The organism is Wolbachia endosymbiont (group B) of Melanargia galathea, from assembly GCF_964030625.1.
Taxonomy (GTDB): domain Bacteria; phylum Pseudomonadota; class Alphaproteobacteria; order Rickettsiales; family Anaplasmataceae; genus Wolbachia.
Window position 1 is genome coordinate 661,331 of record NZ_OZ034910.1, and the last position, 15,530, is coordinate 676,860.

Annotated in this window: 7 protein-coding genes; 4 read left to right on the forward strand and 3 right to left on the reverse strand. The window is 34.7% G+C overall.

The window, feature by feature from the left end; translation table 11 throughout:
* The first annotated feature begins 50 nt into the window (after positions 1-50).
* Together AAHF52_RS02955 and AAHF52_RS02960 are read left to right on the forward strand one after the other, a co-directional pair.
* Positions 51-542, forward strand: coding sequence for an RDD family protein (locus AAHF52_RS02955; RefSeq protein ID WP_026097229.1), 492 nt, complete (start codon positions 51-53; stop codon positions 540-542).
* Between the two features lie 211 nt (positions 543-753).
* Positions 754-1,710, forward strand: a complete 957-nt coding sequence (locus AAHF52_RS02960; protein ID WP_213863789.1) for an IS5 family transposase — start codon at positions 754-756, stop codon at positions 1,708-1,710.
* Positions 1,711-1,963: 253 nt separating this feature from the next.
* Here AAHF52_RS02960 and purD read toward each other — a convergent pair whose 3' ends face one another.
* Together purD and serS are read right to left on the reverse strand one after the other, a co-directional pair.
* The gene (gene purD, locus AAHF52_RS02965) at positions 1,964-3,235 is read right to left on the reverse strand and encodes a phosphoribosylamine--glycine ligase (protein WP_052264927.1); all 1,272 of its coding nucleotides are present in this window, start codon (positions 3,233-3,235) and stop codon (positions 1,964-1,966) included.
* Positions 3,236-3,266: 31 nt separating this feature from the next.
* The gene (gene serS / locus AAHF52_RS02970) at positions 3,267-4,547 is read right to left on the reverse strand and encodes a serine--tRNA ligase (protein ID WP_264376964.1); all 1,281 of its coding nucleotides are present in this window, start codon (positions 4,545-4,547) and stop codon (positions 3,267-3,269) included.
* A gap of 127 nt (positions 4,548-4,674) precedes the next feature.
* Between serS and AAHF52_RS02975 the strand changes: the two genes are divergently transcribed.
* Both AAHF52_RS02975 and dusB read left to right on the forward strand, forming a co-directional pair.
* On the forward strand, positions 4,675-6,009 hold the full coding sequence (locus tag AAHF52_RS02975) for a hypothetical protein (protein ID WP_342068490.1): 1,335 nt from the start codon (positions 4,675-4,677) through the stop codon (positions 6,007-6,009).
* Between the two features lie 7 nt (positions 6,010-6,016).
* The gene (gene dusB, locus AAHF52_RS02980; RefSeq protein WP_010402373.1) at positions 6,017-6,967 is read left to right on the forward strand and encodes a tRNA dihydrouridine synthase DusB; all 951 of its coding nucleotides are present in this window, start codon (positions 6,017-6,019) and stop codon (positions 6,965-6,967) included.
* Positions 6,968-7,001: 34 nt separating this feature from the next.
* Here dusB and AAHF52_RS02985 read toward each other — a convergent pair whose 3' ends face one another.
* On the reverse strand, positions 7,002-15,521 hold the full coding sequence (locus tag AAHF52_RS02985) for a DNA-directed RNA polymerase subunit beta/beta' (protein ID WP_264376919.1): 8,520 nt from the start codon (positions 15,519-15,521) through the stop codon (positions 7,002-7,004).
* Positions 15,522-15,530 lie beyond the last annotated feature (9 nt).

The window sequence follows — 15,530 nt, forward strand, 5'->3', positions numbered from 1 at the left end:
GTTATTTAATAACATGTTCTTATGTCAGTTAGTAATGCGGGTGGGGTTGTATGGATACTAAAATAAGCTATGCAAGAGTTACGAGACGCATTTTTGCATTTGCGTTTGATCATATTTTATTAACGGCGATAAAGTATTTTATTGGATTTAACGTTGGATGTACCTTAGGTTCTTTAACACCCAATGCGGTTAAAATAATTTCAGACAACGCAACAATTCTTAATGTAACAGCGCTAATATTGGCATTAGCATTTTATGCATTTACGATAATAGAATTCGGCGGAACTCCGGGACAATTATTGCTTCGTATGCATATAAAAGACAAAAATACACTTGAAAAAATCACTATAACACAAACAATAATCAGAACAGGAACTTTTGGAGTGTTATATTTTATAATTTTTTATACAATATTGAGTATTTCTAGTCTATTTATAATTTTACCAATTATTATCATATTGTTTGCAACATTTGATAAACATAAACAGTTCCTTAATGACAAAATTGCAAAAACAGTAGTGATAGACTATAAACCTAGTTGATGTTTTTCTTTAGTTGTTATCACCAAGGGTGTTATTCCAGCGCGTGACCCACATCTGTACGAACATTGCAATTAGCAGGTAATTTGCATAATAGACGGTGTCATTCCAGTGCTTGACACTGGAATGGCTTTGTTGCACCACTCAAGGAAAGAACAGGCAGTTACTGATGGAATTTGTTATAAAATAGATATTTAGCCGACAAAGGAAAAATATGCCAATAAGAATGAAAGTCAGTAACTGCAATGAATATAACAAATTTCTTCAAGAAAGGGGAAATGTTTTTCATTATATCAACGATGCCATTGAAAATTGGTACGAAAATAGTCCAAAAGTAGCAGGTGGCAACAATGTCTACAGCGACAAAGTAGTGATTCTAATTCACATAATAACCTATCTATTCAGGATTGGTCTTAGGCAAACAGTGGGATTTATAGAGAAATATCTTGAGCAAATAGGGAAAATTTTGCAAATTATCAGCTATTCGCAGGCTTCAAGAAGGTTTAAAAAGCTTAATATCAAAATCAACGACTGCAGAGTTGATAAGAACGATATGGAAGATATTGAAATTGCTATAGATAGTACAGGTATCAGCATCTACAATAATATTCCAGGCCATAGTAAGGCAAATGGTACAGATAGAAAGTATCGCCGCTATGAGCAAACAAGAAAGCTACATGTAATGCTAGAGATAGGTAGTAAAAAAGTTATAGCTGCAAAATACAGTAGTGGAGTTTATTCCGACCACTATGGAGCCTGTGATCTTATTGAAAGAGTGGATACCAAGTATAACATAAGCACGATATATGCAGATAGGGCATATAATCGAAAGAAGTTATACAAACTGTGCGATGAGCTTGACATAAAGACAAGGATTCCTCCGCAAAATAATGCAGTAGAGCATCCAAAGTTGGATTATATGAATGAGAGAAATTCTACAATCAAGCTCATAAAGTCATATGATGAAGATGGTATGAAGAGGTGGAAAAAAGAGATAAATTATTGGAAGAGATCTTATATAGAAAGTTTTTTCTCGCGACTGAAGCAAATATTTGGATTTAGTTTTAGGAATAAATCTGAGATTAATCGTGAGAAGGAACTGCTACTCAAGTGTTATTTGCTTAACAAATTTACTGAAATAGGCATGGCTAAGTTTGATATAGCTTCATGAATTTATTATACATTACCCACTATCCGAAGAGCTGTGCAACAAAGCCCACTGGAATCCAGTTTTCCATATAATCTCATCGAAAACGTTGTAACCACTTTCTATGCTAGTGTGCTTTCATCAACCTGGATCCCAGTGTCAGCTACTTTCATGACAAGAAAAGAAGCACTGGTTTCACATGAATCTGAACAGATATCATGTTTTTCTTTAGTTTACTGCTTGCAAAGTGACTTTTTTCGTTTCTGCATGAGCTAAATTAACTACCAATATCATACCTGAAGAACCCACCTGACCATTCTAGAAAATTTAATGCTGAGTACACTTTACTTTTAGCTTCTTCCACAGTGTTTCCTTCTCCTACTATATTTAGTACCCTTCCGCCATCGGAAATCCAATTACCATTTTCATCTAGCTTAGTACCAGCATGAAATACTAGCACTCCAGGAATGTTTTCAATTTTATCCAATCCTTTAATTACCTCTCCTTTTTGATAATCACCAGGATAGCCTTTACTTGCAACGACTACACAAACTGTAGTTTTGTGATTAAACTCCACCATTTTTGTATTTAACTTGCCTTCTGCAACTGATAACATCAACTTTAGCAAATCACAATTTGGATCAAGTCTAGGTAACATAGATTGTATTTCCGGATCCCCAAACCTAACATTATACTCAAGAAGCTTTGGACTATCTTTGCAAATCATTAAACCAGCAAAGAGTACGCCTTTATAGGATGTTCCCATGTTAGTCAGTGCTTGAATTGTAGGATATATTATTTTTTGGATAATTTTTTGCTCCATCTCCTTACTTATAATCGAAGGTGATGAGTATGACCCCATGCCTCCAGTATTTTGTCCCTCGTTATTTTCACCAACTCTCTTGTAATCTTTTGCACACCCAAGGGTTACTACCTTCAACCCATCAATAAGAGCAAAAAAACTTACTTCCTCTCCAATTAAAAACTCTTCTATGATTATTTCTTCACCTGACTCACCAAGATTTTTCTCCACTAGCATTGAATCTATTGCTGAAAAAGCTTCATTTTCTGTGTGGCATATTATGACGCCTTTCCCTGCTGCAATTCCATTTGCTTTAATTACAAGCGGAAATTTTATTTTATTACTACGGACAAAATTTTTAGCTAACCTTTCATCAATAAAACGCTCATACTTTGCAGTTGGTATACCATACTGTTTACATAGTTCCTTCGTAAAAGACTTTGATGCCTCAAGTTTTGCAGCTGCTTGACTTGGAGCAAAAACATTTATTCCCTCTGCAGCTAAATCATCAGCAAGTCCATTAATTATCGGTTGCTCTGGACCAATAATTACTAGCTCTATATTTTCTTTCTTGCAAAATTGTATAACATCCACTGAATCTTGAATATTTATATTCACAAGAACTCCAAAATTTTCCATGGCCGGGCGACCAGGAGTAACATATAACTTAGTCAAGGTAGGAGACTTCTTTAAAGCCCAAAGTAAAGCATGCTCACGCCCACCAGAACCTATAACCAGAACCTTCATCTTTATTTCCTCGCTTTTCTATATGTCAAAATTATTGTTTGCTTATAACAGTATCATTACTCATGTATCTTTGCAACACGTTTGGTATTGTAACTGACCCATCGGAATTTTGATAGTTCTCCATTATGGCAACAATTGTTCTTCCTATGGCTAAAGCTGAGCCGTTTAAAGTGTGAACGTATTTTTTTGTTTTTCTGTCAGTTTCTAAGAAGTATTTAGTGTTCATTCTTCTTGCCTGGAACGTACCGCAATTTGAGCAGCTTGATATTTCTCTGTACTTATTTTGCTCAGGTAACCATACCTCTATATCATAAGTCTTTTGTGCAGCAAAGCCCATATCACCACTACAAAGCAGCATTATTCTATACGGTAGTTCTAATTTTTTTAATATTTCCTCAGCAGCATTTGTCATGCGTTCAAGCTCATCATTTGACTGGTCTTCAGTTGTGATGCTTACCAACTCCACTTTACCAAATTGGTGTTGCCTTATCATACCTCTTGTATCTCGTCCTGCGCTACCAGCTTCTTTACGAAAACATTCTGAATATGCAGTAAAACGAATAGGCAGTTCTTTTTCTTCTATTATTTTGTCAGCAACTAAATTTGTTAAAACTACTTCACTTGTGGGAATTAATCTTAATTTATCGGTAGTTAAATATGAATCATCAAAAAATTTTGGTAGTTGACCAACATTATACATCGCCCTATCCTTTACTAAAACTGGATGATGCACTTCAGTATAACCAAATTCATTAACATGTGTTTCCAGCATAAAATTTATTAATGCTCGTCCAAGCTTAGCTAACTGTCCTTTTAGTATTGTAAACCTTGATCCAGAAATTTTTGCTGCTTGTTCAAAATCCATCAAGCCTAACCTTTCTCCGAGTTCATAATGAAATTTTGGTGTAAAATCAAATTTTCTTCTCTTTCCATATTTTCTGATTTCTACGTTGGAGCTCTCATCTTCACCTGTTGGTACATTTTGTGCAGAAATATTTGGTAAGTTAGATAAAATATCCACTAACTTATTTTTTTCTGTTTGCTCCTTGAGGCTGATTGTCTCTATCTCACTTGTGATGCTTTTTGATAACTTTACTTGTTCTTCACATGGGCTTTTGTTCATTTTAAGCCTCTTTATTTCTTCCGTGACCTCGTTTCGTTGCTTATTTAAAGCTTGCAATTTAGTAGTCAGTGATCTTTTTTTATGGTCAATCTCTAATATTTCTTCTGTAGTAAATTCTTTCACCCCTCTGCTTTTTATTGCTTTTTCAAATCCTTTAGGGTTTTTGCGTATATGTTCTATATCATGCATATGTTGTGCTATTACTAACATCATTACTCTACTTCAAAAGCTTTGAATGCTCAATATTTTTACATATAAATGCTAATATTGATTTTACCTTCATAATTTGCTAGAATTGATAAACGTGAAATATAATATGTTAGCCATCATAGAAAGATACAATAAATCTAAAGAGAGTACTCACTTCACTAAACTTAAGGCTAGTGGAAGATTTGCTGTCTACGCTTTTTGTATATATTTGGCGACTACATTTACCATTGGCTGTTTGGGATTAATAATGGGATCTTTCCTCTTAACCTTACCACTTGCTATGCTCATCTCCAACCCTATAGCTTGGATCTTAATGGGAATAGTGCTTGCAGCGACATACAAGATGGTTATTGAACCTTTATTTTACTTGGTAAAAGGTTATGTTGATGAAAAAGGAACTGTAAAGGAAGAAAAGAGTCCAAAAGAGCAAAAATTCACAAGAAGTAAATCACTGGATAGTGGACTAGATACTATATCAAGACAAACAAATGATTCGGATAAGAGGGTACGTAGAAATTCCTATTCTCCATCTACAGATAGTGGTGTGAGTATGGGCTCAATAGAAAGTGAGCAACCTAAACAAACAAAAATTGTTCGATATAATACTACAGGTGATGGAAACTGCTTTTTTCATGCAGTGTTTGGTGATAGCAGCTCCGGTCAATATAAGGCTGAAAGAGCACAAGATATGAGAATGGAATGGAACAAATTTTTAAGTCAATTTAAATCTTTAGGTGATTCAAGTATGCCAACTCCTTTAAAGGAGCAGCTAGAAAAGGTTTTTAATATGTTTTTAAATAAGCCAGGCGATTTAACTGGTAAGTCTGATAAAATAAGGAAGTTGGTTGAACAAATGAATAAGGAAATTAAAAATGCTGAAGATAATGTAGAAAAGTTAGTGAGTAAAGCTGTTAGTAAACTTAATATATCACGCGATCAAGCTATACATAATTTAAAAGAATATGCAGAAACTCTTTATGGCCTTGGTGAAAATGAATACAATACCCAGTATAATAGTGAATTTATTACACAATCATTCCTTAACAAACCTGAACTCTATCAAGCTTATCTTGAAGCAATAAAAAGTCAAAGTTATTTTATTTTTATTGAAGAAATTAGTATATTAGCTTCTTTAGCTAATATTGAAATTAATGTTTACTATAAAGATAACAACAGCGAGGAGCAAAAAAAGTTTGAGCCAAATCTACAAATGATAAATGATGATCAACTAAATCAGATATTTAATCGTGAGAGTTATAAATTAAATGACGAGTTGTGGGGTGATAAAAAACAAGAAACGATATACTTAACGCCTGGTCATTATGAGAGGTGCGAGGTGGTAGAGGTAGAGCCTTCTCTTATAGAGAAAGCAAATTCATTTGTGCAAGATGTTATAATAGCAGCTTGTAATAGTGTTAAAAATGCATTTTCTAGCGACTAGAAAGCCTATGTCCCTACAAATAGGAAGTTTGACGATTGATTCTCCAGTTATTTTAGCGCCAATGTCTGGAGTGACTGACTATCCATTTAGGAGTATTGTAAAGAAACTTGGTGCAAGTTTGCTAGTCTCAGAAATGATTGCAAGCAGAGCTATGATCATGCAAACTCGCCAGAGCATGCAAAAAGCAAAAGTCGATGAACTAACCGCTGTACAACTTGCTGGTTGTGAGCCTGATGTTATGGCGGAAGCTGCAAAGTTAAATGAGGGCATGGGTGCAAAAATCATAGATATAAATTTTGGTTGTCCAGTTAAAAAAGTTGTAAACGGTTACGCAGGGTCAGCACTTATGCGTGATGAAAAAAAGGCTGCTGAGATAATAGAAGCTGTAGTCAAGGCAGTGAGTGTGCCAGTTACAGTAAAAATGCGTACTGGATGGAATGACGAAAATCGTAATGCTCCGCGCTTGGCAAAAATTGCAGAAGATTTGGGAGCAAAGATGATTACTGTACATGGAAGGACAAGGGCACAGCTTTATAATGGTCAAGCAGATTGGAAATTCGTTAGAAATGTTAAAGAGCAGGTAAAAATTCCAGTTATAGTAAATGGAGATATTAAGAGTTTGAATGATGTTCAAAGTGCACTTAAAGAATCTGGGGCAGATGGAGTAATGATAGGTCGTGGTGCTTACGGCAAACCTTGGCTGATTAATCAAGCAATAAACTTTTTGAGTGGAAATAAAGTTTCTGAGCCAACAGCCTCAGAGAGATTAAGCATAATACTCAAGCATTATGACAGTATTCTTGAGTACTATGGAAGCGATACAGGAATAAAGATGGCCCGCAAACATATAGGATGGTACAGTAGCGGGCTTCAAAACTCATCTGAATTTCGTGTAAGAGTAAATAACATAATAGACAGCACAGAGGTGAAAGAAAATATAATCGATTTTTTTAGTTAAAAACAGATTAAACATACTACCTCATTAGATATATTCAATTTGACTGATCATAGTGCGATGCCACCACACTCTCTTCTTCATCAGAATGTAATTGATAACTATTATCACTCAGCAATTTTTCGTCATAAGTCTCAATATCAAAATATTTTTCATATTTATCTATATTTTCACAAAGCGAAAGTGCTTTCACCTTATTCATAATCAGACCCGTACCAGCAGGAATTAACCTTCCTACTATAACATTTTCTTTTAACCCACTCAAAGGATCACTCTTTCCGCAAAATGCTGCTTCCGTAAGTACTTTTGTTGTTTCTTGGAAAGAGGCAGCAGAAATAAAGGAATTAGTTTCAAGGCTTGCTCTAGTAATTCCCTGCAGAATAGGAAGATAATGAGCAGGTCGTTTTCCAGAGTTATTCATAGCATCATTTTCTCTATCAATTTCCAGCCTGTCAATATTTTCTCCAATTAAGTACATAGTATCACCAGGATCGGTAATTTCTACTTTTTGTAGCATTTGCTTTAAGATCACTTCTAAATGCTTGTTATCTATGCGCACACCTTGCAATCTATAAACTTGCTGTATTTCAGAAATCATATAGTGTGCTAACGCTTCTAACCCAAGCACACGTAGAATATCATGAAGATCAGGATCGCCATCCATCAATAAATCACCTTTACGCACAAAATCACCTTCATTAACTATTACATGCTTACTTCTTGATACTAAATACTCAACTGGAGAAGCTTGCTTATCTACAGGTTTAATTACTATACTGCGTTTTCCTCTACGGTCTTTTTCAGAGAACATTACATAGCCATCTATTTCACTAACGATAGCATGCTCTTTAGGACGACGTGCTTCAAATAATTCTATAACCTTAGGCAAGCCACCAGTAATATCACGAGTTCTAACTGACTCTCTCGGCGTTCTTGTGATAACATCACCTGCATGAACCTTTTGGCCATCCTGTACATTAAGCACTGCACCAACTGGTATAAAGTAACATGCTTCCACACCACTTGAAAGTGTTATTACTTTTTCATTATCATCAAGCAGTGCAATACGAGGACGTAAATTAGCTACACCAGAGTACAATTTCCAATCTTTTACTACTCTATTTGATATCCCTGTAGATTCATCCATCACTTCAGTGATTGAAATTCCATCTTTTAAATCCTGGTAAGATATTGTACCACTCTTTTCCGTAATAATAGGTAGTGTATACGGATCCCATTCTGCAACTTTATCACCAATTTTTACTAACTCACCCTCATTTACATAAAGTTTAGCACCATAAGGCACACTGTGCTTCAATTTTTCACTACCAAGGCTATCAATTAAAACGACTTCACAGGAACGGCTTATCACAATTTTATTTCCGTTTTTATCTATAATTATATTACTATTGTTTAATTTTATTCTAGCATTAATAGAAGCTATAATATTTGAGGATTCAACACCTCTAGTCATTACCCCACCTATATGGAAAGTACGCATCGTTAACTGAGTACCTGGCTCTCCAACAGATTGAGCAGCGATAACACCAACTGCTTCACCTATTGAAACAATTTTACCAGTTGCAAGGTCTCTTCCATAACACAAAGAACACACACCAGGACTTATTTCACAAGTTAAAGGCGATCTAATTTTTATAACATCAAGACCTGCAATGTTGATTTGCTTTACTTTACCTTCATCAATTAGTTCCCCTGCTTTTAATAATAACTCTTTGGTTACTGGGTTATATATATCATTTGCAGCTGTTCTACCCAGTACAACACTCTCTAGAGATGCAACTATAGTACTACCTTCAACTATAGCTCTTACAATAAGGCCATTTTTCGTTTTACAGTCATGTTTTGTAACTATGCAATTTTGAGATACATCAACCAAGCGACGAGTTAAGTATCCAGAGTTTGCAGTTTTAAGTGCAGTATCAGCTAAACCTTTACGCGCACCGTGAGTAGAATTAAAGTATTCAAATACATTTAATCCTTCGCGAAAATTAGAAATTATAGGTGTTTCTATAATTTCACCAGAAGGTTTGGTCATTAACCCTCGCATTCCTGCTAACTGCTTCATCTGGGAAGTAGAACCTCTTGCACCGGAGCTAACCATCATATATATTGAATTGTACTTACTATTTTCATCATACAGAGATATCGCTTTTAACATATCATTCGCTATTATATCTGTGCACTTAGACCACTCATCTATAACTTTATTATACCTCTCACTTTTAGTGATTAGTCCGTCTTGATACTGTGCAGAAAATTTCTTAATTTCACCCCTTGTATAATCAACGTGTGTAGCTTTAGTTTCAGGTATGACCATATCGCAACGACTAAAAGAAGTACCAGAAAATGTAGCATACTCAAAGCCAAGTGTCATCAATTTATCAGAAAATACCACTGTAGCACTTTGACCGCAGCTACGATATACTAAATCAACAATACTAGTTATTTCCTTAACTGTTAATACCTGATTTATTAAATCGAAGCTTAGATTCTCATGTTTAGGAAAAATCTGCCATAATATTAAACGTCCAGGAGTTGTACAAATAGTTTTATACTGAATGTTTCCATCGCTATTGATGTGTTCCATTTTGTACTTTATATGAGAATGAATATGCAGAGTACCGTTGTTTAAGGAATGCTCAACTTCACAAAAAGCACAAAAAAGTGGTAAATCATCCTTCTTAAGTTGCTGTAAAGTTAGGTAGTATATACCAAGCACTATATCTTTACTAGGAACTATAATCGGTCTTCCATTAGAAGGACTTAAAACGTTATTAATTGACATCATCAACACTCTAGCTTCAAGTTGAGCTTCCAATGAAATTGGCACATGTACTGCCATTTGATCACCATCAAAGTCAGCGTTAAATGCTGTACAAACAAGTGGATGAAGCTGTATTGCTTTACCTTCAATAAGGACTGGCTCAAAAGCCTGAATACCAAGCCTATGTAGCGTAGGCGCTCTATTTAGCAAAACAGGATGCTCTTTTATTACTTCTTCAAGCATATCCCAAACTTCTGGCTTTTCTGCTCTTATTAACTTACTAGCAAATTTAATAGTTGGAGCCATTCCATATATTTTAAGCCTTGAGTAAACAAAAGGCTTGAATAGCTCAAGAGCCATTCTTTTCGGTAATCCACACTGATTTAGTTTCAAAGTTGGACCAACAACTATTACAGAACGTCCAGAATAATCTACCCTTTTTCCTAAAAGATTCTGACGGAAACGACCTTGCTTTCCTTTCAGCATATCGCTAATAGACTTTTTATATCCAGTAGCGCCAGCTTTATTTACCAGAGCATTACGACGACTATTATCAAAAAGAGAATCAACTGCCTCTTGTAACATTCTTTTCTCATTACGAATCATAATCTCAGGAGGATTTAAACTTAACAATTTTCTCAATCTATTATTTCGATTAATAATAGTTCTATAATGATGATTTAAATCAGAAACTGCAGGTCGACCACTTTCAAGCGATACCAAGGGACGCAAGTCAGGTGGTAAAATAGGTATAGCTGTAAGTATCATCCACTCAGGTCTGTTTCCAGACTTGATAAAATTTTCAACAATACGTAATCTCTTTATAATTTTCTTTCTTCTCATTTCAGAAGCAACAGACTCTAACTCCTGTCTTAAATTCTTCCTAATTTCATGTAAATCAAGGCGTATTAGCAATTCTCTTATAGCTTCAACACCTTGCATAGCTATAAAGCTATCGACCCCATAGCTATCTTTAGCTTCATTATAAGCTTTCTCACTAATAATTTCACCTTTTTCAAAAGAGGAAACAAGAGGATCTATTACAACATAATTATCACTATACAAAATACTTTCGATATCTCTAAGAGACATATCTAATAATGCTCCAATTCTTGAAGGAAGTGACTTCAAAAACCATATATGAGCAACAGGAGATGCAAGCTCTATATGACCCATTCTTTCTCTTCTTACTTTAGAAGATGTAACTTCTACTCCACATTTTTCGCATATACGGCCCCTATGTCTTCTTTTTTTGTACTTTCCACATAAACATTCATCATCATTGACAGGACCAAAAATTTTAGGACAAAATAATCCACCTTTCTCAACTTTGAATGTACGGTAGTTTGCAGTTGAAACATCTGTTATCTCTCCATAAGACATACGTTTAATACTTTCAGGGCTAGCAATGGAAATGCTAACCTCATTAAAAGATTGCGCGATGTTAGTATGAGATATATCTTCAATTACTATGTCATTTTGCTTCAAATCCACATTAAAACACAAGGAACGCAACTCTTTTATCATGACATTAAAGGATTCAGGAATTCCACATTCAAAGTTACTGTCACCTTTTATTACCGATTCATAAATCTTAACCCTGCCATTAATATCATCAGACTTCACAGTTAACATTTCCTGCAAAGTGTAAGCAGCACCATAGGCTTGCAATGCCCAACATTCCATTTCACCAAAACGCTGACCACCAAAATGAGACTTTCCTCCAAGAGGTTGTTGAGTAACTAAGCTATAAGGTCCTACTGAACGCGCATGAATTTTACCATCTACTAAGTGATGCAACTTAAGCATGTACATGTAACCAACTGTAACTTTGCGATCAAACTTCTCACCCGAGCAACCATCATATAATACAACTTGCCCAGAGTTATCCAATCCAGCAAGTTCAAATAGCTTTACTATTTGTTCATCTTTTGGACCTTCAAATACAGGTGCAGTAACAGGAATGCCATCACGCAACTTATACGCAAATTCAATGAGGTGATTATCATTAATATCGCGAATGTTATTACAAATAGATAAATTACTGCCACAACTATAAACCTCAATCAGGAAGTGACGTAAACTACTGTGTGCATCTTTACAAGAGTTGAAATAATTCTCTACTAATGTAGTCAATTCATTATTTAATTCATCCTTATTAGGCGTATCTAAAATAGAAGCCGTTATTTCATCATCATTAATATCCTCAAATTTTTTATTATCAAGATATAATGCTGCAAATTTTTCAAAATCATCATCACTGAGAGATCTAATTGCCTCACAAAAAGCACGTTTGATTTTATTGATCTCATCAAGAATATTGCCTACTTTTTCTCCTAATTTTTTACAAGCCCAACCTACATGCGTTTCCAATATTTGACCTACATTCATTCGCGAAGGAACGCCAAGAGGGTTAAGAATAATATCAATAGGAGTACCATCTTCTAAATAAGGCATATCTTCTACTGGAACAACTCGAGAAATCACACCTTTATTTCCATGTCTACCAGCCATTTTATCCCCTGGCTGCAAACTATGTTTTACAGCAATAAAAACTTTTACTGACATCGACACACCTTGAGGCAGATCATAGCCTTCATGCAATTTTTCTACTTTTCGCTTAAAGTTTGCTATCGCATGTGATACTTTTTCATCAAAATCTTTTTTTAAGCTCTCAACTTGCTTAGAAATAGATTGGTTTTTCAATCCTATATCCCACCATCCCTCACGTTCAATAAAATTAATACTTTCTCGATCTTGAGAGCCAGAATTAATAAGAATTTTTCTTAATTCATCATAGAAATATTGATTAATAACATTGATTATATGGTCTCGTTCTTTCTCAAAGTCGTTTGCCTCTTTTTGTTTAATAAGAAACGCCCTTTCGTTTTCTTCTTCCCCTCTGCGTGTAAAGACCTGCACATCAATCACTATCCCTTCAATATCTGGAGATGTATATAAAGAGGAATCCACACAATCAAATGACTTTTCACCAAAAATTGTCATTAACAATTTTGTCTCAGGAGGCAATGAAAGAGAATGCTTAGGTGTAACTTTCCCCACCAAAATATAACCTGGACCAACTCTTGTACCAACTTTTACTATACCACTATCATCCAAGTGATAAAGATTTTCTTCATTAACACCGGGTATGGCACGAGTTATTTTTTCCGACCCTAAAGGAGTGTCATGTACAACACATTCAAATTCTTCTATATGAATAGAAGTAAATAGATCTTTTTTAACAACTTCACTAGAAATAATGATTGAGTCTTCAAAATTATAACCTTGCCAAGACATAAAAGCGACTAGCAAGTTTTGGCCAAGTGCCAATTCACCGTTATTAATAGCAGGACCATCAGCTATCACATCACCTTCCTTAACACAATCACCTACATGCACCAGTGGTTTCTGGTTAATACAAGTATTATGGTTAGAACGCTGAAATTTTCTTAGATGATAAATATCTACATCCAAGTAGTTAATTCCTCCTTTGTCAAAAGCACGTATAACTATAGAGTTACTATCTGAGCTGTCAACTATGCCACCACGTTTTGCTAAAACTACAGCACCAGAGCCAGAAGCTACGAAAGATTCCATGCCAGTAGCAACCAAAGGAGCAGTAGGCTTCAATAAAGGTACAGCTTGACGCTGCATATTTGAACCCATTAACGCTCTATTAGCATCATCATTTTCTAAAAATGGAATTAAAGAAGCAGCAACCGATATTACCTGCTTAGGAGATAAATCAATGTAACTTACTTGATTACTATTTACCATTACAAAGGTACCAGCATACCTACAGTATAACATATCATCAACAAAGCAGTTGTTCTCATCAAGCTTTGCGCTGGTATCGGCTATATAATATAAACCTTCATCTATAGCAGACAGATACTCAATTTGATCAGTAACAACCTTATTAACTACTTTCCTATAAGGACTTTCAATGAACCCATATTTATTAATACGAGCGTATATAGCTAAGCTATTAATTAAGCCTATATTCTGCCCCTCAGGAGTTTCAATAGGGCAAATTCTTCCGTAATGAGTTGGATGAACATCACGCACTTCAAATCCCGCCCTCTCTCTTGTTAAACCACCAGGACCTAACGCTGACAACCTTCTTTTATGTGTTATTTCAGATAATGGATTAGTCTGATCCATAAATTGAGATAATTGGGAAGAGTTGAAAAAATCTCTTAAGACATTGGTTAACACTTTTGGATTTATAAAATCAGATGGAGAGACTTTATCTAAACTAGAAGTAGACATAGAATCAACTACTGCCCGTCCCAATTTTAATAATCCAGTTCTAAATTGATTTTCTATAAACTCTCCAACTGAACGGACTCTTCTATTTGCTAAATGATCAATATCATCTACAGATCCTTGACCATCACGTAACAATACTATTTTTCTTATAATTTCAATAATGTCTTCATGTGTTAAAGTAGTTAAATTTTCCTCATAATTTAACCCAAGGCAAGAGTTAAGTTTTAATCTACCAATGTTAGACAAATCATAATATTCCGAACTGAAGAAAAGATTACGAAAAAACTCCTCTACTATCTTTAAAACAGGAACTTCACCAGGACGCAAAACCTTATATATTTCATATAGAGCGTTCTCATAAGACATGTTTTCATCTAAGAAAAGTGTGTTTAATATGTAAGGTCCAACAGAAACATTATCTATGTTCAACACTGATATTTTATCTATAGATAATAATTCAAGCTTTTTTATATCCTCTAATTTTATAGATTCACCAGCAGATAAGACTTTTGTAGAACTAGCACTATCTATTAAATCTTCTGCAAGAAATAAACCACATATAGAATCATAAGGAATTAGATACTCTTTCAATCCGTTATCATATAGATTTTTAGCTAATTTTGAAGTAATACGAACATTGGCTTTAAGTAACACATTGCCTTCAACATTCTTTAAATCAAAAGGAAGCCTCACTCCCTTGAATTTATCAGGGGAAAAAGGTACTCTCCAGCCACTTTTATGTTTTATATACTCTATTTTTTCATAAAATTTATTAAGTATGTCATTATTTGATAAGCCCAAAGCCTTTAATAAAACTGATATTGGCAACTTTCTCTTTCTATCAATACGAAAATACAAATGATCTTTAACATCAAACTCAATATCAAGCCAAGAACCTCTATAAGGAATAACTCTAGCAGAATAGATCAATTTGCCAGAATTGTAAGTTTTTCCCTTATCACTATCAAAAAACACTCCAGGAGATCTATGCATTTGTGAAACGATAACTTTCTCTACGCCATTGATGATGAAAGTACCTTTATCAGTCATCATAGGCAGTTCACAAAAGCGAACCTCCTGCTCTTCAGCAGATTTTATAACAGTTGCAAGCTTAGAATGATCATCATCTTCTTTAATCTCTTGATATTTTTCAAGAGAAACACCATCCTGCATAATAACAAGACGTATAGAAGCAATAACCTGAGCAGAAAAAGTTATACCACGTTTTATACATTCAGATTCACTATACTTAAGATCATCTACCCTACAATTCAAAAATTCGATAGTAGCCCTATGCAAAGGATCAGATATTGGAAAAATTGTATGAAAGATAGCTTCAAGTCTTTCATTACTCTCATTATTAGGAGTAAAGGAATTATATGACCCCTTTTGGACTTTAACCAAATCCAACAAAGAATCTTTTAAATCAATCGACCTGGAATAAGAAACTCTAGGAACAAAAGCACTAGAAGCACACATATAAGAAGAATCAACCATTAAAATACC